Source organism: Enterococcus sp. DIV1307a, assembly GCF_050537425.1.
Taxonomy (GTDB): domain Bacteria; phylum Bacillota; class Bacilli; order Lactobacillales; family Enterococcaceae; genus Enterococcus; species Enterococcus faecalis.
This window is the reverse complement of sequence record NZ_CP172914.1, coordinates 563,522-587,895: the sequence shown is the minus strand read 5'-3', so window position 1 is coordinate 587,895 and position 24,374 is coordinate 563,522. Positions and strand designations below refer to the sequence as shown.

Annotated in this window: 22 protein-coding genes and 2 other annotated features; of the genes, 7 read left to right on the top strand and 15 right to left on the bottom strand. The window is 37.6% G+C overall.

Going from position 1 to position 24,374, the window contains the following annotated elements; all coding sequences use genetic code 11:
- Window positions 1-284: 284 nt before the first annotated feature.
- The 3 genes from IGL90_RS02865 to udk form a co-directional block, all read right to left on the bottom strand.
- Window positions 285-1,250 carry a Gfo/Idh/MocA family protein gene (locus tag IGL90_RS02865; RefSeq protein WP_010706697.1) on the bottom strand — a complete coding sequence of 322 codons (966 nt, stop codon included), beginning with the start codon at window positions 1,248-1,250 and terminating at the stop codon, window positions 285-287.
- A 101-nt stretch (window positions 1,251-1,351) separates the two neighbouring features.
- Window positions 1,352-1,693: a type II toxin-antitoxin system PemK/MazF family toxin gene (locus tag IGL90_RS02860; RefSeq protein ID WP_002355703.1), complete on the bottom strand. Its 342-nt coding sequence runs from the start codon at window positions 1,691-1,693 to the stop codon at window positions 1,352-1,354.
- 168 nt (window positions 1,694-1,861) lie between these two features.
- Window positions 1,862-2,491, bottom strand: a complete 630-nt coding sequence (gene udk, locus IGL90_RS02855) for a uridine kinase (RefSeq protein ID WP_002355702.1) — start codon at window positions 2,489-2,491, stop codon at window positions 1,862-1,864.
- Between the two features lie 174 nt (window positions 2,492-2,665).
- Here udk and IGL90_RS02850 point away from each other — a divergent pair, with 174 nt between their 5' ends.
- Window positions 2,666-3,121, top strand: a complete 456-nt coding sequence (locus IGL90_RS02850) for a GNAT family N-acetyltransferase (protein ID WP_002386989.1) — start codon at window positions 2,666-2,668, stop codon at window positions 3,119-3,121.
- 176 nt (window positions 3,122-3,297) lie between these two features.
- On the opposite strand, the gene IGL90_RS02845 is transcribed toward IGL90_RS02850, so the two are convergent.
- Both IGL90_RS02845 and IGL90_RS02840 read right to left on the bottom strand, forming a co-directional pair.
- On the bottom strand, window positions 3,298-3,978 hold the full coding sequence (locus IGL90_RS02845) for a YjjG family noncanonical pyrimidine nucleotidase (RefSeq protein WP_002355700.1): 681 nt from the start codon (window positions 3,976-3,978) through the stop codon (window positions 3,298-3,300).
- Window positions 3,975-4,757 carry a pseudouridine synthase gene (locus tag IGL90_RS02840; RefSeq protein WP_002361308.1) on the bottom strand — a complete coding sequence of 261 codons (783 nt, stop codon included), beginning with the start codon at window positions 4,755-4,757 and terminating at the stop codon, window positions 3,975-3,977. The genes IGL90_RS02845 and IGL90_RS02840 overlap by 4 nt, the downstream gene beginning before the upstream one ends.
- Before the next feature lie 330 nt (window positions 4,758-5,087).
- Here IGL90_RS02840 and IGL90_RS02835 point away from each other — a divergent pair, with 330 nt between their 5' ends.
- Window positions 5,088-5,696 carry a 50S ribosomal protein L25/general stress protein Ctc gene (locus IGL90_RS02835; protein WP_002358773.1) on the top strand — a complete coding sequence of 203 codons (609 nt, stop codon included), beginning with the start codon at window positions 5,088-5,090 and terminating at the stop codon, window positions 5,694-5,696.
- 251 nt (window positions 5,697-5,947) lie between these two features.
- The gene (locus IGL90_RS02830; RefSeq protein WP_002355697.1) at window positions 5,948-6,271 is read left to right on the top strand and encodes a DUF960 domain-containing protein; all 324 of its coding nucleotides are present in this window, start codon (window positions 5,948-5,950) and stop codon (window positions 6,269-6,271) included.
- Between the two features lie 68 nt (window positions 6,272-6,339).
- Here the strand turns inward: IGL90_RS02830 and IGL90_RS02825 are convergent, their stop codons facing one another.
- The 4 genes from IGL90_RS02825 to IGL90_RS02810 all read right to left on the bottom strand — a co-directional run bounded on the left by IGL90_RS02825 (window position 6,340) and on the right by IGL90_RS02810 (window position 11,995).
- On the bottom strand, window positions 6,340-9,354 hold the full coding sequence (locus IGL90_RS02825; RefSeq protein WP_010709263.1) for a polysaccharide lyase 8 family protein: 3,015 nt from the start codon (window positions 9,352-9,354) through the stop codon (window positions 6,340-6,342).
- A 114-nt stretch (window positions 9,355-9,468) separates the two neighbouring features.
- The gene (locus IGL90_RS02820; RefSeq protein ID WP_002383066.1) at window positions 9,469-10,269 is read right to left on the bottom strand and encodes a PTS system mannose/fructose/sorbose family transporter subunit IID; all 801 of its coding nucleotides are present in this window, start codon (window positions 10,267-10,269) and stop codon (window positions 9,469-9,471) included.
- Window positions 10,262-11,053, bottom strand: a complete 792-nt coding sequence (locus IGL90_RS02815; protein WP_002358771.1) for a PTS mannose/fructose/sorbose/N-acetylgalactosamine transporter subunit IIC — start codon at window positions 11,051-11,053, stop codon at window positions 10,262-10,264. Before IGL90_RS02815 ends, IGL90_RS02820 begins: the two co-directional genes overlap by 8 nt.
- 48 nt (window positions 11,054-11,101) lie before the next feature.
- Entirely contained in the window at window positions 11,102-11,995 is an 894-nt protein-coding gene (locus IGL90_RS02810; RefSeq protein ID WP_002383065.1) for a PTS mannose/fructose/sorbose transporter subunit IIAB, read from the bottom strand.
- 260 nt (window positions 11,996-12,255) lie between these two features.
- On the opposite strand from IGL90_RS02810, the gene IGL90_RS02805 reads away from it, so the two are divergent.
- Window positions 12,256-12,963, top strand: a complete 708-nt coding sequence (locus IGL90_RS02805) for a GntR family transcriptional regulator (protein WP_002355690.1) — start codon at window positions 12,256-12,258, stop codon at window positions 12,961-12,963.
- A gap of 24 nt (window positions 12,964-12,987) precedes the next feature.
- Here IGL90_RS02805 and IGL90_RS02800 read toward each other — a convergent pair whose 3' ends face one another.
- From IGL90_RS02800 to IGL90_RS02775, 6 genes are all read right to left on the bottom strand, one after another.
- Window positions 12,988-14,766 (bottom strand): glycoside hydrolase family 35 protein, encoded by a 1,779-nt coding sequence (locus IGL90_RS02800; RefSeq protein ID WP_011109466.1) that lies wholly within the window; start codon window positions 14,764-14,766, stop codon window positions 12,988-12,990.
- Window positions 14,767-14,778: 12 nt separating this feature from the next.
- On the bottom strand, window positions 14,779-15,942 hold the full coding sequence (locus IGL90_RS02795) for a glycoside hydrolase family 88 protein (RefSeq protein ID WP_002390979.1): 1,164 nt from the start codon (window positions 15,940-15,942) through the stop codon (window positions 14,779-14,781).
- Between the two features lie 382 nt (window positions 15,943-16,324).
- A complete protein-coding gene (locus IGL90_RS02790) occupies window positions 16,325-17,152 on the bottom strand; it encodes a hypothetical protein (RefSeq protein WP_002398088.1) in 828 nt (275 codons plus the stop codon).
- Window positions 17,153-17,155: 3 nt separating this feature from the next.
- Entirely contained in the window at window positions 17,156-18,895 is a 1,740-nt protein-coding gene (locus tag IGL90_RS02785; protein ID WP_048737524.1) for a DUF2264 domain-containing protein, read from the bottom strand.
- Window positions 18,896-19,273: 378 nt separating this feature from the next.
- The gene (locus IGL90_RS02780; protein WP_002355684.1) at window positions 19,274-19,522 is read right to left on the bottom strand and encodes a GlsB/YeaQ/YmgE family stress response membrane protein; all 249 of its coding nucleotides are present in this window, start codon (window positions 19,520-19,522) and stop codon (window positions 19,274-19,276) included.
- Window positions 19,523-19,628: 106 nt separating this feature from the next.
- Window positions 19,629-21,260, bottom strand: a complete 1,632-nt coding sequence (locus IGL90_RS02775) for a peptide ABC transporter substrate-binding protein (RefSeq protein WP_002398090.1) — start codon at window positions 21,258-21,260, stop codon at window positions 19,629-19,631.
- A 147-nt stretch (window positions 21,261-21,407) separates the two neighbouring features.
- Window positions 21,408-21,640: a binding site (T-box leader), on the top strand.
- Window positions 21,641-21,795: 155 nt separating this feature from the next.
- Window positions 21,796-22,038, top strand: a binding site (T-box leader).
- Between the two features lie 53 nt (window positions 22,039-22,091).
- On the opposite strand from IGL90_RS02775, the gene IGL90_RS02770 reads away from it, so the two are divergent.
- Genes IGL90_RS02770 through IGL90_RS02760 form a run of 3 tightly spaced genes read left to right on the top strand, consistent with a single transcriptional unit; the run spans window position 22,092 to window position 24,228 of the window.
- Complete coding sequence (locus IGL90_RS02770) at window positions 22,092-22,736, top strand: amino acid ABC transporter permease (RefSeq protein ID WP_002398092.1); 645 nt, start codon at window positions 22,092-22,094, stop codon at window positions 22,734-22,736.
- Between the two features lie 12 nt (window positions 22,737-22,748).
- The gene (locus tag IGL90_RS02765) at window positions 22,749-23,384 is read left to right on the top strand and encodes an amino acid ABC transporter ATP-binding protein (RefSeq protein ID WP_002355681.1); all 636 of its coding nucleotides are present in this window, start codon (window positions 22,749-22,751) and stop codon (window positions 23,382-23,384) included.
- Between the two features lie 10 nt (window positions 23,385-23,394).
- Window positions 23,395-24,228: an amino acid ABC transporter substrate-binding protein gene (locus IGL90_RS02760; RefSeq protein WP_002355679.1), complete on the top strand. Its 834-nt coding sequence runs from the start codon at window positions 23,395-23,397 to the stop codon at window positions 24,226-24,228.
- Window positions 24,229-24,374 lie beyond the last annotated feature (146 nt).

The following is a 24,374-nucleotide window of genomic DNA, read 5'->3' as shown; positions in this document are numbered from 1 at the left end:
AAAAGTGCAACACTTCTCTTTTCATACAAAAAAAATCCCTTAACAGTAGTAACTGTTAAGGGATACCACACTATTTATTTGCATAAATAGACAGAAACCTTCTCCACAAAAGTATTCTGTCCGACACGTTACAAATCCGGTAACTGATAGCCGTACTATCTGGTGTCGTTGTGTTTGACAATCACTAGCCGTCAAAACGGAATAGCCGAAGCTATCTGATTGAGTCAACTCGTCGCATAAAACACACTTTAACACAGAATAGTTTGGATAGCAAGTGATGGTAATTATTCGTTATCGAACCATTCTTGATAAAAACTTTCAACAATTTTAACGGTTGCTATCGTTAATTCTTTCGTCATTACTGGGCTAGTTAACTTTTTGTCTTGTAAACATTGATTCACATGATTGATTTCATACGTAAATTCACTAGTGAATTGTTCAGACCATTTGACAGTGTTGCCTTGAGCATCTGTATAATAAGCACAATCTGTTTTCCAGAAATTAGGAATAACGATTTGCCCTTTCGTCCCACAAATGGTCATTTCACTAGGTATCTTTAAACCAACATTAATAAAAATATTGCCCAGCGTCCCTTCAGCAAATTTCAAAGCTAAATTACATTGACTATCCGTCGCCCCTTGCTGATACGTTGCGGTTCCCGTAACCTCTTGAATCTCTTTCCCTAATACGTATTGTAAGTATTGTAATGGATAACTTCCTGAGCCATGAAGCGCTCCACCACCCGCTTCTCTCGAGTAAAACCAGGGAATATGATCCACATTGGGATAGGCAGTAACTGACTGAACCCATAAAATCTCTCCCAATCCCCCTTCTTGAATCGTTGCCTTTACTTTTTGGGTAATTGGTAAAAAGACAGACTTCTGAGCTTCCATTAGAAAAACCCCTTGCTCCTGTGCGATTGCAAAGAGTTCTTCTGCTTCAGCAGCATTTAATGTAAATGGTTTTTCCAGTAGGACGGGTTTTCCTTGTGATAACGCAAGCTTAGCTGCTGAGTAATGTCCTTGATTGTAGGTGGGAATATAAATAATATCAATTGTTTCATCCTTACATAACTCTTCATAACTGCCATAAGCCACCGGAATCGCTAATTCTTTAGCCATTTTTTGAGCATTCTCTAAACGCCTTGATGCAATCCCGCGCACTTCAGCTTGCGCGCTTTCTCGAAGCCCTGCTACAAATCTTGGGACAATTTGGGCAGTACTCATAATTCCATAACGAATTTTATCCATGTGATCGCCTCCTCTTTCACTATACGAGAAAAACGAATATTTGGAAACCATTTCAACAAAAAAAGAAACCGTTTCCCCAAAACGATTTCTTTATATGTAAATTAACGGATACCAACGCTAACTTTTAAAGCTTGATTGACCTGTTCCATCTCTTCACGAGAAAGTTGACAAACCTTGTGTAGCATTCGTTCTTTATCCAATGTTCGAATTTGTTCTAACAAAATAAGTGATGGCGTCCTGCACTCGTTATGGGGAATTTCGATAAGGACTTGCGTTGGTTGCAGCCGCTTGCTTACGTTACGGGTAATCGGTGCAACAATCAACGTTGGACTAAATAAGTTACCTTTGTTATTTTGAATAATCAGGACAGGTCGAATCCCACCTTGTTCAGAACCAACAACTGGTGAGAGATTCGCATAAAAAACCTCACCTCTTTTTATCATTCAGATTCCCTTCCCTCCTTTTCCTTTAAAAAATTATAGCATATTGTTTCTTGCAATATTTTCAACTTTTTAGCTATCCCTTAAAATATTTGATAAAACCACCCTTTAAAAGTCAAAAAAAGCTTAAACAGTCGACTCTGATATAGAGACGGCTATTTAAGCTGACTATTACATTTTTGTTAAAATACTATCCACTTTTGTATTAATTAAATCAATAGCGACGTGGTTTTCGCCACCTTCTGGCACAATGATATCTGCATAACGTTTCGTAGGTTCAATAAATTGGTGATACATGGGCTTGACGACTGTCAAATATTGTTCAATCACAGAATCCAACGTACGGCCACGTTCTTCCATATCACGCTTGATTCGACGAATAATACGGATGTCATCATCTGTATCCACATACACTTTAATATCCATTAAATCCCTTAAGCGGCGATCTTCTAAAATTAAAATCCCTTCAAGAATAATTACTTCTTTCGGTTCTTGTATCACCGTTTCTGTACTTCTTGTATGCGCAACGTAGTCATAAACTGGCTTTTCAATGGCTTGATAATTTAACAGTTGTTCAACATGTTGAATCAATAAATCTGTATCAAACGCAAAAGGATGATCATAATTGGTATTTAAACGTTCTTCAAAACTCAAATGGCTCTGATCTTTATAATAAGAATCCTGTTCTAACATCATAATTGAATGATCGGGAAAATTATTAAAAATCGCACGGCTAACACTGGTTTTTCCGCTTCCTGATCCGCCAGTAACACCAATGATAATTGGCTGACTATCTTTCATGTATAAACCTCTTTCTTTTCAAAAACTTCATTGTCTTTTACTATTATAATGAAAACTCTGAAGAATGCCAGACCTTTTCCAAGACTTTTCATGTGATTTTTATCTTCTTATGAAAAATCTGCCCACACTTCTTTCAATTACAGTATACTTATCAATAAAAGGAGAATCCTACCTATGATTAAAAAAGTCAAAAAAGAAGCACTTACAACGGCGCATTACGCTCTTCTTTATGAGGCAGATCCCTCAAAAAAAATGGTGGCAGATTACATTACCCGCGGCATTTGCTTTGACTATCAGACTGAAGAACTTCAAGGAATTTTAGTCCTGTTGCCGACTCACCCACGGACATTGGAAATCGTAAACATCGCTGTCTCAGAAGAAAGCCGAGGGCGGGGCATCGGGCAAGAATTATTACATTTTGCCATTGATTTTGCCAAAAAAGAAAAGTATGATTCCTTGGAGATTGGGACTGGGAGCACAGGCTTTCAACAGCTATATCTCTACCAAAAAGTCGGTTTTCGAATGACACATATTGAACCAGATTTTTTTATCCATCATTATGATGAGCCTATTATAGAAAACGGCTTGCCTTTAAAGGATATGGTTCGCTTACGGTTACATTTAAGTTAAAAAGAGGTCGGGACAGAACCGTTTAGCTCCGAGAAATAAGAAGAAATTTCCGAAAATTGCTCTTTAATTTTTGGAGAATTTCGGCTTATTTCCGAAGGAGTTGGTTCTGTTCCCGCCGTTTATCAGTTTTTGAGCGTGGAGCAAAAATCCAAAGTGATTTTTGTCCCACGCTCTTTTTAATGCCCAAGAATTGGTAACAACTCATCTAGCTGTTGAATCGTATAATTGGGTTGAATGGTTGGTGTTGCTGGAGCGGAGGTCGGATTGAGCCAAACAGTTTGAATTTTCGCTTGTTGACCTCCTTGAATATCTGAATGCAAAGAATCGCCAATAATCATTGTTTTTTCTCGACTAAAATTAGGAATCCGTTCAAAAACAAAATCAAAATACTCTTTCATCGGTTTTTGATAACCCACTTCTTCTGAAACAAAAATATCTTTAAAATAAGGCATTAATTTCGAATCTTCCAACCGACGATACTGTGTTTTTGCCACTCCGTTTGTCACAATATATAAATCATAATGGGGTGCTAATTTTTCCAAGATACGTTGACTATTGCCAAGCAAGTCATGTCCTTGACTTAAATATTCTCGGTAGTTTTCTCCCATTTTAACGCTATCAACTTCTCGATTAAACGCGTCAAACAATAAACCAAACCGTGTATCAAGGAGAACATCTTTTGTTATTTTTCCTTCTTCAAATGAACGCCATAATCCTTGATTAATTCGGTGGTATGTTGACTCGACTTCAGATGTAAATGGTACATTTTCTTCTTCAAATAAGGCATGTAGCGCCTTCTTTTCAGCCAATTTAAAATCTAACAATGTATCATCAACATCAAAAAGCAATGTTTTCATTTCCGTTCCTCTTCTCTTTTCAAATTACTCGGTAACGCTTTGCTTGTTTGTTGTTTTTCAATAAAAAAATAAGGCAATAGCAATTGTAACTCTTCTCTTGTTAATGAACGATAAGCACCTAAAGGTAATTGCGGATCTAGCCGCAACGGCCCCATAGTTTGGCGTTTTAAAGCAGTCACTTTTTTCCCCACGGATAAAAACATTTTTTTCACTTGGTGAAATTTTCCTTCTTGAATAGTCAGGAAAACATGACTCTCCGTTTCAGTCGCTGCAAGAACAGTTATTTTTGCTGGCTTACATTGAATGCCTCCTTGCAAAACAATCCCATCTTTAAATTTAGCACAATCTTCTGCAGAGACCAAACCATTGACTTTCACTTCATAACATTTCGCTACTTCTTTATTTGGCCGAATTAATTGATACCCTAATTGTCCATTATCTGTTAATAGAAGTAACCCTTCCGTATCGCCATCGAGTCTGCCCACTGGATAAAGACCAGGGCGTCTGTCTTGTGGCGCAATCAAATCAATAACTGTTTTTTTAGATGCATCTGAGACAGCGCTAACCACACCTTTTGGCTTATTCAACATATAGTACACATGGGTCTTATGCGAAATTAATTGTCCTTTTACTTTAATCATTTGTAATTGCGCATCGACATTTTGGCTTTCATTTAAAGTCACGATGCCATCCACAGTGACCTGCTTGCCTTTGATTAATCGTTTCACCGTTTTGCGTGATCCAAACTGAAGTTCTTCTAGTAATTTATCTAATCGCATTGTTCAGCTCCATTCTGGTATAAGTATAGTGGAATCCGTTAAAGATGAAAAGTGGAAAAAGGTAATTCCTTGACGTATAAAAATATAAGTGTTACGGTTAATAAGTAAAGTAAATAAAGGTTTCTCAAAAACAGCGTAATGACCTGGGAGAGAACAACGATAACAATGAACCATTCCCATGAGTGTTGCCTGGCAATATTTGTGGGGATTTTTTGATTATTGTTAGCATTTTTCTAGACAAGAACAACTGAAAAAAGAGTTTCTTTTTTCCATTATGTTTTGTTTCTGAGTTTAACCAAATCACTCATTATTTCAAGGAGGAATTAGGTTATGTCAGTACAATTAGAAGTTAAAGAAAGAGCTATCCGTCCACGTTCACTAAGAAATCAGCTACGTCACGAAGGGAAAGTACCTGCCATTGTTTACGGTTACCAAATTGAAAGTACACCAATCTATTTTGAAGAAAAAGACTTATCAAAAATTTTACGCGAACATGGTGCTAACACCGTTATTAAAATGACAGTTGATGGCAAAAACATCAACACATTAATGTCGAAAGCACAGTTAGATACCTTTACTGGTCAAATGCTTCATGTTGAATTCTTATCTGTAAATATGAAAGAAACAACAGAAGTCGAAGCAGAAGTTCAATTAATTGGTGAATCTGCAGGTGTGAAAGCTGGGGGTACCTTAGCTCAAAACTTGTACACTGTTTTAGTGGCAGCCACACCAGACAAATTGCCAGAATCAATTGAAGTAGATATTACAAACTTAGAAATTGGTGATGCTCTTACAATCGCTGATTTACCTGAACACAAAGACTATGAAATTTTAACTGATCCAGAAGAACAACTAGTTGCTATTGTTGAAGCACAAACTGCTCCTGAAGAAGAAGAAGGAACAGCTGCTGAAACGACTGAACCAGAATTAGCCGAATAAAGAGTACACTTTTGTTCAGCTGATTCTCTTAAGTTTTAGAAATGGGATGTACGTTGAAACAACGTACGTCCCATTTTCTTTTTACTGCATGTCGTGATTTCTTCACATAAATGATGACACCTGCAAAGCTAGGAAGCTACAGAGGAATATTAAATTTTTGCTAATCTACGCAATATTTTCAAACGAAACAATTTCTTTTTTTTAAATTTGCAGTATACTAAAAGTAAGTAAACAAAAAGGAGGTCATCCATATGTTTGAACGTTTTGATAGTGACCGTAGCCGCTATGCTTCATTAGGTGTTGTTTCTAGCTTACCTAGTGGCTTAATTGATAGTATTTGGTTGATTATTGACTTAAATCTAAAAGGGGTTATCCCTTTAAACGACTTACTTCACTTTGATTTGTTGAACAATAATGGCAAAGTGACTGTCCATTTTTCTCAAGAAAATAGTTCAGTAGAAATGGCCATCGACTTACCATTTAGTTATTCTACGGCATATCCGTCGCGAATTTTTGCTTTTGATGATGGCCATCGTGAAACGATTTTATTACCTGCAGAAATGTTAGAATCTTAAATAATTTCAACAAAGTAGCCTCAAATTCCGATTAAACTGGAATTTGAGGCTACTTTAATTTCTTTTAGTTATTCTACAATAATTTGTTTACTACTTCCTGCAGCATTTTCAAAATTAATAGTAAAGGTTTCTGTTGCATCATCATAAGTGATTCCGTCACTTTGACTAATTACTGTGCTGTAATCTTTTGGTATTTTTAAAGTCAGTGTCTTAGTTGTTTGTGTGGGATCAGAGAAAGTATACGTTTTTTGGTGTTGTTGTGTCTTTCTCATTAAAGAAATAGCTTTATTTGAGGTAATCCCTGCTATTGTACCGCCAGTTTCTGACCAAATGTTAACCCCAAGATAGCCTTCTTCTTCTTGCTTAACTGCTTGAATTTCTTCTGTATTTGAGAGAACTTCTACTGTTTTTTTGGCAGCATATGTTTTTAAATCAGTTTCATCGATTCCTGGTAAAACTACATAAGCATAATGCTCGTTCGTTGGGTGTTGACCATGTTGAATCGTAAATGTTCGATAATCACCTACATATTCTTTATCACTTGGAAATGCTTCATTAATTGCTTTATAGGTTCCTTTTCTAGTTTCACTTTTAACATTTACCGTTGTTTCTTCTGGAAAATAATAACCCATATTAGCATTGGAATGATCCGACTTTAGTAATAACCATTGTTTTTTACTCGTTTCATTTTTCTCATGAATCTCCCCAATATTTGATAGCACTTGATACTGATACGCATCATTTAACAAACGATTATCAACAACTGTCTCAATCGAAGCTTCTGTATCCCCTTTAATTCCTGCGCCTAATGCGATAATTTGCCCATTTAATACAAACCAAGATTTTTTAGCTTGTAGGTTCATAGGTAAAAGTTTCCCATTATTTTTGGTCCCGTCTTTATTAAGAGCCATCCCTACTACTGCCTGATTGTCTGACGTTACTCCACCAACCCATTGCTCTTTCGATGTGATTGTTGTAAATGCTGAAACTTCATCTGCCAAAGAAATGGTATCTACCGTTGTTCCTGGTAGTCGATAGGGATCTACAGTTGGCCAATAGCTGGAATTAAATTGAACCTCGTCATCATTATATACGTACATCATTCCGTCACCAGTGTGCCAGCCACGTTTATTTTCTTTATTCCCTGCTTCAAAAGATGCAGTGCGCTTTGAATACAAGCCTAGCCCAAACATATAACTAGGTGTGCGTTGGACAAATCGATCCATCGAAGCATAAAGTTTCGTGCCTGTAAAAGGAAGTTGCCCTCCCGTAATTTCTGGATTAGTTAAAAGTTGCATAGTCATCTGTAAATCATTAAAATCACGAGCATTTGTCAAATAATAATCTGGGTTCTCCTTCATCCAATATTTAACGGCTTCTTGAAATTTCTTTTGATAATTATTAGGGGCAAATTTAGCCACAATTAATAAATTATACATGGTAGTTGAGCCGTAGCCTGTTTTTCCAACTGCTGGGGCTCTTGAGATGGAACGGCCATTCACGGTTGGTAGCATTTCACCTTTATAAATCAAAGGAAGAAAGGCACGATCAACATTTTCAACAAATTCTGTCACAAGAGTTGCATCCATTTGAAAAGATGAATCTGCTGTAATGGCCAAAATTTGTCCAACCCCTTTCACCAAAACATTGCCATACGAACCTGTATAAGGAATGTTATTGTGCTGGATAAAAGAACCATCTTGGTAAAAACCATCACCTTTTGTGACTAATTTAAATACATCGACGATACTACTGGATGCTTGGTTAATTTTCCCGCTATCCTTTTGTAAAATTCCTAACCCCAAAACAGTTAAAGCTAAGTCCGTTCGGTTCGCTCCTGATGTCACAAAATTTGGGATAAAAGCTAAATCCACAAACGTTCCTTGTGGTTTTGTATACAACTGTTTAAACGGATCTGGGACATAACTGCTCAGCGCATTTGTATAGATTTGTTGCTTTTCTGGAGAAACTTTATCCTCTAAAATCATTAGAATATTAAGAAACTTCTGTGGCACACCAATTTGCCAGTCCCACCAATTTCCATGGTACTTTTTCCCATCATATCCTTTTTGCGTTACCATAAAATCTAAGCCATCAATAATGGTTGCTGCCAATTTGTCATCTTGGTAAAGCGTACTCCCCTTCGTTCCATAGGCTAACGCTAATTTTTGCAATTTGGTAAATTGAGTCGTTAAATCAGCCGATGGCGTATTGCCAGGCTCTAGTGGCCATAAATAGCTGCGGTTCGGCTCTTTATTCATCGTTTGATCGAGTTCTGTTGCTTCATTGGAGATTTTTTGGACGTAGTCTACAAGCGCTTGGTTAGTTGAATCATATTCTTTTGAAACAAGCTGATTTCGCCATTTTTCTTTTAATTCTCGGTATTCTGCAGATGAATCGATAACAGGAATGCTACCAACGGGGCCACTTTTCATAGAAATGATATTCAGCTTTGATAGATTACCAAATAGTCTAATTCCTACAGCACCCATCCAGTCATCATTAATGGACGTACCATCAGGATAATGAACCTCTTCATTTTCATAAAATAATTGATCATTCAGGAATGTTTGAATTTTTTTCCCATCATAGCGAACTAGCAGTTTATATTGTTGACCACTTAGTAATGTTGGTCCCGGAATATTAGTTAGCCATTTACCGCCTGGTTGTCCTAACTGCCAGCGACCGTCACGATTATAAGCAAAAGATTGCCATTGACTCGTCTTTTGTTTATCTCCGCGAAAAACCAATCCGAAGTTACTTTGCCCTTCATATAAAAAGGTTAGTTCAAGATCTCCTGAAGATTGTTCGCGTGCATCAAGATTGATAGAGACAGATTCGAGGTTTGTCCCTTGCTTCGTGTTTGCGATCCATAAACCAGCAGAATCATTCTTTTTTTCTGCTGTTCCTACCAAATCTTGCCAATGCCCAACTTGATTGGGGAAATCTGAAATGTAAGAGGGTTGCTCAATCGTTTGGCTCGCTTCGTTTTCTTCTGCAAAAGTAAGGGTGGTTCCCATAAATCCACTCGTCAAAGCAGTAAACAGTCCGACCAGCATTACCCATATTTTCCTGTTTTTCATTCTTTCTCCTCCTAAAAAATTATCGTAAAACGCTTACATCCGAATTAGAGAAAAAGAGTGAAGAAAAATACTTTCTACACTCTCCGACTCTCTGAAAATCACTTAATATACTTTTTACGCCAAAATACCAAAGGCACTCAAAACAATCGATAAAATTAAAATAATCCAAATCACTCGTGTGGAATTTAGTTTCTTTTGACCTAACATCCAATAAGTCAAAAGAACAAGTAAGATTGGAACTAAGGAAGGCAAAATCGCATCTAACGTATCTTGAATAACTAATTCGACCCCGTTCTTTTTATAAACAAAAGGAACTGTCGCCTTGATAACTGAAGGAATTAAGGCACCAATCACAGTCACACCAAGAACAGTTGCTGCATTCGTAAAGGCAGATAACTTGTCTTTTAAGGTCGTCACTAGTTTGACCCCTTGCTTATAACCAAGTGGTAAGAGCGCGGCCCGACCAAACAATAGTGCAATATTTGCAATAATCCAAATAACACAGCCAACCACCGAACCATTTTGAGCCAGTGTCCCTGCAACAGAGCCGAAAATCGTCCCCCAAATAACGTGGAATAAAGAGTCCCCAACGCCTGCCAAAGAACCCATCAGAGCTGTTTTTAGCGCAATAATTGTTTCTTTCGCTTTATAGCCATCTTGCTCTTCAATCGCAACATCAATCCCCATAATTAAATTCCCAAAAATAGCATTGGTGTTAAAAAATTGATTGTGTGTGCGCATCATATCTTGAAATTGTGCTTCATCATGACCATAGAATTTTTTTAAAACAGGTAAGATGCCGTATAAATATCCTGAACTCATCATACGTTCATAGTTCCAGTTTAATTGGCTTCCTAAAATATAACGCCAGCTAATTGCATTTAATTCTTTTTTTGTCAGTTTATGCTTACTCATCGCCGTCATATCCTCCTTCAAAATCACCATTTCCTGTTGTTGCTTGTGTCGTGCTTTTTGCCCCATCACGTTTAAATACAAGCATCGCTGCTACCATCCCAACTATCGAAACACCTAACATTGGAACTTTTAAATAAGCCGCTAAGAAAAAGCCTAATAGTAAATAGGGGATATATTGCTTCGTTGGCAAGTAACGTAATAAAATCCCTACACCGACAACAGGTAATACTCCTCCAGCTGTTTTTAAGCCCGTCATTAGCCATTCTGGCATGTTATCGGTAATCGTTGTTACTACAGCATCCCCCGCTAATAACATTAATAAAATCGGAATGGCACGAGACAGTCCCCATAGAACAGAACCAGATAAAACTAAACGTGGAATCCGTTTTACTTGCATCTTATCAATCGCTTTATCGACACTATGAAGTAAAAAGACATTACAAAAACGGGCGACTACATCTAGTTGCAACATCAACAGAGAAACAGGAACAGCTAAACCAATGCCATACTCCGCTCCTTTTCCAGAGATTACAGCGAAAGCGGTTCCTAAAACAGCCCCTGTGAAATAATCAGGTACCGATGCTCCACCAAAAGCAGCAATTCCTAAACGCATTAATTGAAGAGTGCCGCCAACCATTAAACCAGTTTTTAAATCTCCCATAATCATTCCAGAAATCATTCCAGCAATAGCTGGTTGCGTCAACGTATTTGAAATAAGTGAGTCATTAATAGCAATAAACGCATAAATAGTAATTAAAATAATTTGATACGCTGCTAAATGCATTGAAATTTCCTCCTAAATTTAAAAATATTCTTTCTTAGTCTGACAGTTTTAGCCGCGTAATTTTTTCATAAAATCAACGACTGGATCGTTTGGAACTAATTGGGCTGTCACAGTGACGCCTTTTGAAGCGATTGTTTCAAAAATTTGTTCTTCTTCTGGTAAAACTTGAATACTTTTTGTTACTTCGCGTGCTCCTTCTTTGTAACTCATATTCCCAACATTTACAGTTTTGATAGGTCCTTGCGCTTCGATAAAGCGGAGCACATCTTTCGGATTTTTAAATAATAAAAATAAACGCTGTTTACCATATTTTCCTGATTGAATATTTTTAGCGGCAGCCTCTACTCCAAGAACAGATAAACGCATCGAAGAAGGCGCTGCCATTCTCAAAGATGATTTTTGTAAAGGATCTGTAGCCGCCTCATCATTGGCTACAATTATTCGCTGTGTACTAAGACTTGTCGACCAAATTCCCGCTACTTGTCCATGAATTAACCGTTCATCAATCCGTGTGTTTACAATATTTTCTTTTCCAGCATATTGACTATAGTTACTTAACTCTTTTTCTTTGCTGGCTTCTGAAATCTCTTGTTCCGCTTGATTCATTCCAGCCTTTACATCAACAATATTTTCTTGTGCTAAACAAACTAATTCTTTAATCGAAGCCTGTTGATTAACCACTGCTTCAATCACAACAGAGAGCGTCATCCCTGCAATAATTTCCACTCCGTCAACGTTCAAATAATTCTTAGTTGCCACGTTACATGGCGTTCCTCCTAGTAAATCAGCAATAATCAGTGTCGTACCGTTAAGGGCTTTCATTTTTTCATTTAGCTCTTTCTCAAATTGAAGATTGTCGCTATCTGGTCGTAATGAGACTGTATGCACGTGTTCTTGCCGACCAACGATCATTTCTAAGCTAACTTTGACGCCTTCAGCCATGCTACCATGACTAATTAGTACAATGTTTTCCACGAATTTCCCTCCCTAGATGTAGGTGACCCTACTTAACATGTTATGTTCTCTACGAACTTACTATAACACATACTAAGTTATCCGTAAACCTAATATCTTAATATATTGAATTTATTTTTTTGAATTCTTTAAATAAAAATTGTCTTTCCTCTTTTTCAAAGTGTTTGCTAAAGGCTAGTTAACATGTTATGCTTAATTCATTCGATTACTAGAATGGAGGCAATCGCATGTTACCTAAATATGAACAAATTAAACAAGACCTTTTACGTGAAATAAAAAATCATACCTTTATTCCTGGTGATAAATTTTATTCTGAAGCCGATATTAAACGAAAATATGCTGTTAGTTCTATCACAGCTGTCAAAGCACTGAATGAGCTGACCAGTGCAGGTTACTTGTATCGTATCCAAGGAAAAGGGACCTTTGTTTCGAAATCAAAAGTTTCTCAAAATGTAAAATTTTCTGATATCGAGTTGCATTCTTTAGACTCTGAAAAAGTTAAAGTCCTTTCAATTGAAGAAGATAATCAAGCCGAAATTTTAAAGGAATTAGGCTTACCAGCTAACGCTTCTTATTATAGAATCAAGCGTGTACGCTATTCTGAAGATACACCCTTTCTCGTACATATCACACATCTTCCCAAAAAGCTTGTTAAAGAGCCGCTCTCAAAGGACCTCACAGCTTATGCAAGTGTGTATGAACGAGTCCGTAAAGATTTTTCAGTAGACCTCTTCTCGTTGGCTTCTGTAGAAACAAATGAAATTGTCTTTCCCGAAGATGCTGAGTTATTGAATTTACTTCAATTAAGTTTTCGTGAACCCGCTGTTAAACAAGTTAAACATTCCTATCTCGCAGATGGTAGTGTTGCTGAATATATTATTAGTTATAAACATTGGAAATATTTCAAAACCAAAATAGAAGTAGAAGCCGAATAAATTTCAGCTTCTACTTCTATTTTTTTAATCTATGATTACTTGATTCGTAAATTTCAAGTACTCAATTTCAATTCCCTCTGTTTCAAAAATTACTACTTCATTTTGTCCTTGCTGTAAAAATTCTTTGGGACAATACAGCGAATGAATGGGTCCTATTTCCCAATAACGACCTAGATGATGGCCATTGACCACAACGAATCCTTTGCCGTAGCCTCGACAGTCAATATACGTGTCTGCTAGCTGTTCTAATTCAAATGTTACTTGATAAAACGAAGGCTGCAATGGATTTTTTCCAGCTGTGTAATCAATCTTGGCTAATTGCTCTTGTGAAAAAGTTAAGGGATAGTGTTGATAGCCTTGGTGAAAATGAATGTCTTGCATCACTCCACCTCGAATTCCTTTACTTTGTGTGGGATTATTTAATTTAAAGCCATAATTAACGCGACCTAAGTTTTCCACTAGGATATCTAACGCAAGTGTGTCTTTTTCAGTTTGCCCTGAAATGAGTAGCTCTTCTCCCACTGTCTCTTGATATTGGGTAGCAGCTAAATCTCCATCTACATAAATGTGTAAACGATCACTGGCCTCGACCACTTTTAGTTTATTTTCATGATGATAATTTTTTAAATCAAACGAATAAAGCAAGTAGCCATAGCCTGAGCCAGCTTCTTCCATACTTAATGGATACGTGGTGGTCTTCGGTGTCATCATTTGATCTTTTACTGCGAATAAGGATACGCTAGCAGTTACTGGAAAGCTTCCTAAATTCCCCAGTTTTTTCGTGCGTGGTTGTGCTTGCCAAACTTCTGGACATACTTCTTTAATTGCTTTTTGAACGGCATAATATTTTTCTGTTGGTTCTCCTGCTTCTGTTAATAAAGCATCATAATCATAGCTAGTGACTTGAGGTAAATCTTTTGCACCTCGCGCCGAACACCCGTTATAAAAGCCGAAATTTGTTCCTCCATGAAACATATAGAGATTTAAAGAACCCACTGCCAGCATATCTTTTACTTCTTTCGCCAAGTCGGTACCTTCCCGCTGAATCACTGGTTCGCCCCAACGATTGAACCACCCATCCCAGTATTCCATGCACATCAACGGCCATTTTTTACCATGACGAGTCATAAATTTTTTCAAAACGGCAGCATTTTCTTTCGAATGACTACCAAAATTTCCTGTCACAAAAACATCCTCTTCAATTAACGTCCCCGCATCCAAAACCTCTTCCCAAGCGCCATCAGATGTAAAAAGAGGAACCTCAATCCCCAGTTCTTCCATTATCTGCTTGGTTTGTCGCAAGTACGCTTTCTCCATGCCATAGGACCCATATTCATTTTCAACCTGCATCATGATCACTGGTCCACCTTGTGTTATCTGCAGCGGTGCTAGTTTAGGCAATAATACTTGAAAATAGTTACGAACTTTAGTCATAAAAATAGGATCTGTCGAACGTAATCGCACACCTTTTTCTTTCAAAAGCCATGCTGGTAAGCCACCAAACTCCCATTCTGCACAAATATAAGCCGAAGGACGCAGAATAACTAGTAAATTCAGTTTTTCTGCCAAGCGGACAAATGCTTCAATGTTTTTCATTCCTTCAAAATCGTATACGCCTTCTTCTGGTTCATGAATATTCCAAGGAATGTAGGTTTCTACTGTATTAGCTCCTAAAGCTTTCAGATTATAGAGGCTATCTTCCCATTGGCTAGGTGTCATTCGAAAGTAATGAATCGCCCCGCTAATAATTTTTATTGGTTGTCCATTTAATAAAAAGTCTTCTTTAATCTCAAACGTTTGCATCATTTTTCCCCTTTACCAGTATCTTTGCCATGATGGTTTTGCTAAACGCATTAAGGCTTCCATGTAAAAATAATCGCCCCATAAGTTGGGTTCATCAATCCCTTTTCCTTCTGCATGTGCGTAAACACCATGGAGTAGCAGTCCTTCATTTTCGGAATCATTTTGCGTACGATAATATTCTCCTAATTGATAAATCATTCCTTTGGCAAGCTCTTTCGCTTGAGGAAAAGCCTGTAGTTTGTCTGCTTCCAATAAACCACATGCCGCAATTGCCAGTGCCGAGCTATCTTTGTCAGATGGCATTTGGTCATTAAAATCAAAATCCCAATAGGGAATTAAATCTGCTGGCAAATGAGCTAGAAAAACCTCCACTATTTGTGGATAAATTTCCGGAAATGGTTGGGAATGGAGAAATGTTTCGTTTAGGGGAATCCCTAAAATTGCCCAACTTTGGCCTCGTGCCCAAATGGAAGTATCACTATGTCCTTGATGCGTAGCTCCATGTTTTGGTTTGCCTGTTTCTGGATCAAAATAATAGGTATGATAAGTTGTCGCATCGGATTTAATCACCGTTTTCATTAACGTATGATAGTGACGTGAGGCAATTTCCTCATAAACCCTATTTCCAGATAATTTAGTTGCTTCAAATAAAAGCGGTAAATTCATTAATGAGTCGATAATTAATCGATATTCTTTGGGATCACCATAATGGCCCCACGCTTGAATGAAGGAGCCATTTTCTTGGAATCGTGCTGACAATACTTCAGCGGCAGCTAGCACTTCTTGTTTACAGCGCTCATCACCGGTAATTTTATACCCAGCACCCGCCGATAGACTATATAAAAAACCAATGTCATGGTGGTCCAAAACAAAATGCTCCTCTAATCGTTGTTGAAAGCTGTCAATATTTTCCATTGCCAGTAAACGAAATTTTTCTTGGTGAGACCACTCATATGCCAGCCAAAGCATGCCTGTCCAAAAGCCATTGGTCCAATCATCGTTAGCTTTGAGACGATATCGACCATTCGTGGCACAAGCTGAAGGAAACTGTGTTCCGAAACGCTGCATATTTTTAGCAATTTTTGAAACGCATTCATTTAATTGCGTTTGAATCCATTCATCTGTGACATTTTCTCCTAGAGAGATCAGTCTTTGTTTATTTTCTTGACTACACATCTCCACCACTCCTTAACTTGTTAACATATTAACTTATTGTATTATAACGTAAAAGAAAATAAAAAGCGACCTTTCTTGATTATTTCTCTTAAAAACAAGAGCGTGGGACAAAAATCACTTTGGATTTTTGCTCCACGCTCAAAAACTGATAAACGGCGGGAACAGAACCAACACTACGCGTTGCTCCGATCTCAACAACTTCTAAGAGCTAAAGCTCTAAGAGTTGAAGGTCCTTCGGAAATAAGCCGAAATTGTTGAGAATCCCGAAGAACGTAGTGATTCGATGATGAACAATACCTACTTGGTCTCCAAAAATCAAAGAGAAATTTTCGGAAATTTATTCTTATTTCTCAGAGCTAAACGGTTCTGTCCCGACCTCTTATTATTTATTCCGACCGAATACTTCAATTTGGGTCAACGCTGGAAACGGAGAAGAATCCAGCGCTTTTCGTAAGCATTTTAATGTCAAAGTTTGTGTTGTTTTCATTGGGAACTTTATTTCTTGAAAACAGGCGGTATTCGTTGTGGCAACTACTCGTTCCTCTCCATCTGAAAAAGCTAAAGTGACTTCCTCCCAATAGCTATCATGTGGGTAATCCGCCCGAAATAGCAAGCGGATCCAGTCCGTTTCTACAGGCCTGCCAAAGTCAATCGTTATCTGTGCCTCCTTTTGTTGGTTAATTCCCCAAGAAGCAAATGGATACGAGCCATGAGAAAGGTTACCAAACTTAGAATCAATAGCATTTTTCGCAAAGAAAACAGCATCGTCTCTCGTTTCAACGTTTGCATACGCATGAGGATAGGCTCCTGAATATTCTTTTTGGTCATGTGTATTCATAGAAAGATTTTGATAATTGTCTTTTTCAAACATGTGCGCTTGTCGAACCATTATTTGGTGCCTTGCTGAATGAAAGGCCGTATCAACAAAAGCTTTTCGAGCAGATTCTTCTAATGGAATTTGATATTCCCAAACTTTTTCTTTCAAATAAATCAATGAAGGAGCCAAAGTTTCATCTAATTGAACCATCAAATAAGGGGTAGCCCCTGTATAAGTCACTACAATTTTATCGCCAACTTGATAAAGGTACTGTTTAATTGCTAATACCGCTAACGTGTCTCCCTCCGCCATGAATGGCGCTTCTGGCTTCTCGTGATCGATGCGGCCAGTAATAATCTGATTGTCTTTATTTTTCAATTCGATTTTTATCATTTTTTATTCCTCCCTTGTCACACCACCTACCAAACAAATCAGGCGATGCGTTCCTATTGGTAGCTCTTTTTGTAAATAAGGTAAACTTGTTCTTGGGAAAAACAACGATGTATTGGGTTCAGGTTGAAGAATACCTGCGTGGTCATACCCTTCAATTGCAACTATTTGCGAACACAATTCTCCTGAATCGACTCTAGCCCACTCTTTACCAAGTTCTTTTTCTGAAAATTTTCCAAGTAACGGTAGACTGAATCCTCCTTCTCGCACTTTTAATGGAACCGATGTCACTATTTCATGTACTCTAACATGCCATTCTCCAAAAGGATAAATGGTTGTTTCAATTTCTACTTCTTGAAAAGGTAGCCATTTATAATAAACTTGCTCCTCTGTTAAATAAAAATCATGAACTTTCCCTTTAACACGAAAATATTCACCATCACGAGAAACAGCCAATACGTTATCAAAAGCCCCCTCCTCATAACGCGCACCAGCTTTGGGAACGCTAAAACCAAAGCGGCTAGAATAGACAAATTTACTATATTTAGCCGCAGCATGTGCTTGATTTTCAAGCCATAGTCCTGCAGGATAGCCGAGGACATGCGTTTTCATTTTAGGATGGATTAATAACATGTTTCCCTTTTCTATCAAACGCTTTTCTTCTCGTTTTATCGCCAGCGGTTCAGCACGCCAAAACGGATGGTCTTGATCCACTGCGAGCAACAAAAATGTTTTAAAAGCCCAATACGGAGAGCCTGGTGCGTTATAACCTTCTGCCATTACTAAATTTTCGTAATGATAGCCAATGGACAACCGACCATCATAAGTGAAAATAGTCTGTTGCATCCAACAGTGTAAATGTTTTGCTAACAGCGTTTTTATTTGTCCCCAAGGTAACGCCTCTACTTCTGCAAATATCAAAGCTGCGAAAAACGCTCCTTGAGCAAACCGATACGTTTGACTACGTCCGTAAGATAACGCTTCGCCCTCCTCATCAAAATAGTACAGATAGTCCTGCGCGAACATAACGGCTCGTTCTGTAAAACGTTTCGCACGAACAGGATCTCTTTCTCGCATAAATTTGACATAAATCAAACTATAATAATGAAAAGCAAACGAAATATAATAATCTCTTTGCGTAGTTTTACCATCCATATACCAACCATCACCTAAATACATGCGTTCAATCAACGCCAATTCTTCCTCTAGTTCCGCTTGGTTAATCACTTGTCCACATCCCTCGAGTGCCAAACGAATGAGCACTTTGAAAAACGTCCAATTATTTTTAGGAATTTTACAACCAAGTGCTTTATTTAACCAAACCATGATATTTTCTTGCTGTTTCTCAGAAAAACAGGACCAAAAATATGTCTTATGAAGCAATAAAGTTAAAGATAATGCTGCTGCTTCCACAATATATTGATCATAATCAACAATATCGCCCCAATAGTCTGGGGATGACGGATCAGTTCCTGCGATTAATTTTTCCACATAAGCATCTCTTAAAACATCATCTTTACAAGTAACCCAATACGGTCCAATTCCCCATAATGGTCGAATGAGCGCTTCCATTTCAGCATGTTGCTGATCATAGACAGCACCACTGGACCCGAAATTTACGCCAGGTTTTTCTGATGTTAAAATAGCCGTTTTTAAAGGTGTCATGATTGTTTCAAAAGCTTCCAAATATGCTTCTCTGGTCAAAAAAAGATTACTTTTTAACGATTCCATGCTTTTCGCCCCCATTAGTTTAATTCAAAGAATAACAAGGGCACTTATTTTTTTCAACTATCGTTTAATGAATAAAACGGCGTATTATGAGAGCAGCATTTCACCTTCCCCAAACTTAACATATTAATTTTTTCTTTATTTTTGTTGAACCTTGAGCTATTCACTTTATCCAACAAAACTTCCATTATCAAAAATGAATAATAAATGAAAAATAAGCAGTCTAACGCAGGAAATTCTCATAATAAATATTTTAAAAAAAAAGAGTCTATGACAAAAATCCAAAGAGATTTTTGTCATAGACTTAAAATATGAGAGAAAAGACATCAAAAGTAATGGTTTGATCAACCTTCACAAGTTTTATGATGCTTTTCAAGATATCATTTTGATACAATTTTACGCCTTGCGGTTTACAATAAAAGAGTAAATAGCGATACAGATAATCGCTCCTAGCAACGCTGAGATAATTGGAAAACCGCCGATGACTGGTCCTAAAGAAGGCAACAAGAGTGATGCTACCCAACTTCCTAAAAAGCCCACGATAATATTTCCAATAATGCCACCTGGCACGTCTTTTCCTAAAATTGCGCCAGCAATTGCGCCAATAATTCCTCCGACAATTAATGCCCATAGAAAGCTAAACATTTGAAAAACCTACCTTTCATAGTTGATTTTTTTAGTTAATTTTCCTACTTTAAGGATAAAACAGAAAGCAGACTTTTTCAAAAGATAGGACTTTTCAGAAGTCAATTTATTCTTCTACATAAGCTAAACGATAGGATACTGTGCGACCAAAAGAAAATACTTGCAAACCTTGTAAGCGATCTGATTTCAAGTAACCAATGGCTCCTTGGAATAAGGGTAAAACACCGGCATCTTTTTCAATTAATGTTTTTTCTAAACTTAGTAATTCATTCCAGCGTTTTTCAGGTTCATTGGCGTAATCTTTTCTAACTTTTTGGAGACCCGCATCATACGCTGAATCGTTATAACCAGAAGTATTTAAGCCACTTTTTGAGTCATAAAATTCTAAAAAATTAATGGGATCAGCATAGTCAGGTGTCCATGTTCCAAAGGCTAAATCGTAATTACCTGCTGTTTGTAAATCCAAACGATTTTGCAAAGGCAGTGATTTTAATTTGATTGTTAAACCTGGTAAATTTTGTTGCAATTGCCCTTGAACAAATTCAATGGTTTTCTTGGCAATCGCTGAGTCCGCTGAGATTAGTTCCAATTCAATTTTATCTTTGCCCAACTCTTCTTTCGCTTTGTTCCAGTTAGCTTGGGCTTCTTTAATATTATATGGCAATAAATCACCATTTTCTTTACGGAAATCTTCACCTGTGTCTGGATTTTTTGCAAAATTAGCTGGTACAAAACCATTTAAAGCTGTCGAGCCATCTCCTAAAATTTCTTTTGCAAAAGTTTCTTTGTCAATCGCTTGTAAAAAAGCTTTTCGAACATGCTCGTTGCCGGTAATTTCACGGCGATGATTTGGGCTTAAATAACCCACCATGGCTTTAGGCACAAAATGCGCTTGTTTTGACTCTTTATACTGAAGTGCATAAGTATCTGCTAAAACAGTGTAATCTAAGTCGCCATTATCAAAAAGATTGGCTCCTGTGCCAATTTCTTTCACTACTTGAACATCAATTTCATTCAATTTTACGTGTTCTTTATCCCAATAATGATCATTCTTCTTCAATTTCCAGGTTTCGGAATTGCCATCCCAGCCTGAAATTACAAACGGCCCATTGCCAACAAAATTATCTGCAGAAGTCCCATAGGCAGTACCTTTTTCTTTGGCAAAGGCTTCATTTTTAGGCATAAAAGGTGTCCCAACCAAGACTTGGGCTAAATAAGGAATTGGATTTTCCAATGTTAGTTCTAGTGTCTGGTCATCGATTGCTTTGACACCAAATTCTTCCATCGTGGCTTGTCCTTCCCGCACCGCACGCCCATTTTTAAAAATATCCATTTGATTACTGCTACTTGAACCATACGCTGGATCGACCACGTTTCTAAACGCAACTACAAAATCCCCTGCTTTAACTGGATCCCCGTTTGTCCATTTTGCCTCTCGTAACTTGAATGTATAGACTAACCCGTCTTCACTAACTTGTGGCTCTGCTTTCGCCATAGCTAGCTCAGGATCTCCGTTTTTATCTTGTCGATACAAGCCTTCAACTACTTGACCAATCATATCGGAACTATAGACATCTGTATAATGAGCGCTGTCTAATGTCGAGAGTTCACCACCAGATGCGACGTTAATTTTCTGTGTAGCTGTTTCATTCGAGGTCGTTTTCGAACCGCCACTTCCACATGCTGCTAAAACCAAGCCCAATGCAACAAGTCCGATTAACCACTTTTTCTGTTTCATACCAAAACTCCTCCTTCTGTTCAAACAACTTACCTACATTTTACATGATTTTCCACACATTTGTCCTTTTTCAGCACTTACTTTTTGAAAGAAAAATATTTTTTTAAGAATAAGAGTTGACAGATATTTTTTCTGGTGGTACAGTATTGAAAAACAGAGAACAGAAGAGTAACTGTTTCCTTTAGTGAAGAGAGTCTTTGGTTGGTGGAAAAAGACGTAAAGAAACAGCGAACCACATCTGGGAGTTGACTTTTTGAACCCTTAGTAGGAAAGTACGGGACCACTCGTTAGCAGGCGAAGTTATGAACTTCATAAGGTTCGTGTTGCGAAACACGAATAAACTAAGGTGGAACCACGATAATTGATTATTCGTCCTTTGGCTATTCAGCCAAAGGACTTTTTTGTTTTTTTAGATGCGCTTTTCAACCTGAGAGAGTGCCTCAACTGCTCAAGTCTGTTGTCCTCTTTTCTATATGCTTAATGGGATAAGCTAGAAAAGCAACAGGTTTTCTGTTCCGTTCGAACAATTTCATACTTACAATCAAGGCTTAGGACATAGTAATTTAGCTCTTCCTTTACAGAGACTTTTTCATTGGCTGAAAGAAAAAGATGGATTCTTCTTTACTCACACCTAAAAGATGTTTTTCTGAATCCTTTAGTAAGAAAAACCGGTGACTCTATCGTTAACAGAGAGTAGTTGTCAACGCAACTACATAAGGCTTATCTTGTGAAAGATAAGTAAATTGAGGTGGCACCACGAATGCGATTCGTCCTCTTGGCTCACAGCCAAGAGGCTTTTTTGTTTTTTAATAAAAATTGTTGGAGGAAAAAATGATGGATTATATTTTAGAAATTTTACCTGCTTTAGTTAGCGGAGCTGGCATGACACTGAAAGTCTTTTTCTTTACGCTCCTTGGCTCGATTCCACTGGGGATTATCATTGCCTTTATTTTACAAAGTTCGTTTAAACCTTTACGTTACTTAATTAACCTCTACATTTGGTTAATGCGCGGCACTCCGCTATTGTTACAATTAATTTTTGTTTTTTACGGCTTACCATTAATTGGTATTGTCTTTGAACGTTACGATGCAGCCTTATTCGCATTTATTTTAAATTATGCTGCGTACTTTGCTGAAATTTTTCGCGGGGGGATTCAAGCAATTCCCCAAGGTCAATATGAAGCTGCTAAGGTTTTACGTTTAACACGTTTTCAAACAGTCACGCGGATTATTTTGCCACAAGTTGTTAAAATCGTGCTGCCTTCCGTAGGAAATGAAATTATCAATTTGGTCAAGGATACTTCTCTTATTTATGTTCTTGGCTTAGGCGATCTTTTACGTGCTGGTAAAATTGCGATGAGCCGCGATGTTACATTAGTGCCATTAGCTTTAGTGGGAGTGATTTATTTATTCTTTACGGCAATTTTGACTGTTGCTTCTAAGAAAATTGAAAAATTCTATCAATATTATAAATAGGAGGACTCTACCATGTTAACTATTAAAAATTTAACCAAACATTTTGATAACCGGACCATTATTGATCACTTAAATTTAGAAATTCCAGAGGGTAAAATTTTAACGATTGTTGGTCCTTCAGGCGGCGGAAAAACCACTTTACTTCGTTGTTTGGCTGGTTTAGAAACCATTGATTCTGGTGAGCTTTTGTTGGATGGTGTTCCTTTCAATCCTGCTGAAATGGACAATGCCGATCAAGTGGTTGGGGTCGTTTTCCAGGACTTCCAACTTTTCCCTCACTTATCAGTTTTAGAAAACATTACCTTAGCACCTACATTAGTACTAAAAGAAGAAAAAGCAAAAAGTCAGCAAGAAGCTTTAGAATTACTGGAAAAATTGGGCTTGGCTGGTAAAGAAAAACTCTATCCGTACCAACTTTCCGGTGGACAAAAACAACGAGTTGCACTTGCTCGTGCCTTAGCAATGAAGCCAAAAGTTCTTGGGTACGATGAACCAACGAGCGCGCTAGATCCAGCTTTACGCCAACAAGTGGAAGAAGTTATTTTAGATTTACGGAAACAAGGCATGACACAGATTGTCGTGACCCACGATATGGCTTTCGCTGAAAAAATTGCAGACAATCTTTTGACGGTTGCCCCCGTCCAATAGAAAGGAGTTTATGATGAAAAAGAAATATTCTTTAGCCTTGCTGGTTATCTGTTGTAGTTTACTCCTATTTGCAGGTTGTGGTAAAAGAAAAAGCAACGAAGATCAATGGACACGGATTAACGAAGAAAAACGGATTATTATTGGCTTAGATGACTCCTTTGTGCCCATGGGTTTTCAAGATAAATCAGGCAAAATTGTCGGCTTTGATGTCGACTTAGCCAAAGCGGTTTTTAAACTTTATGGCATTTCCGTTGACTTCCAACCGATTGATTGGTCTATGAAAGAAACAGAATTACAAAATCAAACCATTGATCTTATTTGGAACGGCTACACTAAAACGAGCGAGCGGGCCGAAAAAGTTCAATTCACACAACCTTACATGACGAACGACCAAGTACTTGTTTCTTTAAAAGAAAAAAACATTGCAACAGCGAGCGACATGCAAGGCAAAATTTTAGGGGTTCAAAATGGCTCTTCTGGCTATGATGGCTTCGAAAGTCAGCCTGACGTTTTGAAAAAATTTGTTAAAGACCAAACACCTATTTTATATGACGGCTTTAATGAAGCTTTCTTAGATTTAAAATCTGGCCGAATTGATGGGCTCCTAATTGATCGCGTCTACGCCAACTACTATCTTTCCCACGAAGATAATTTAAAAAACTATACTATTTCTCATGTCGGCTATGACAATGAAGATTTTGCTGTGGGCGTCCGCAAATCAGACAATCAATTAGTCCAAAAAATCAATACTGCCTTTGAAACGTTACGAAAAGATGGCACCCTTAGTAAAATTTCTCAAAAATGGTTTGGAGAGGATGTTACAAATAACACAAAAATAAACTAAATAACGAATAAAAAGGTGTACTGCTGACTTAGTACACCTTTTTATTTGAATCAAATTCTTAGCAAATTCTAACTTATGAAGAACTTTTATTTTTGCTACACTAGTAAAAGTCGAGAGAATTTGTCCTTTTCTGCCTAGAACAATCA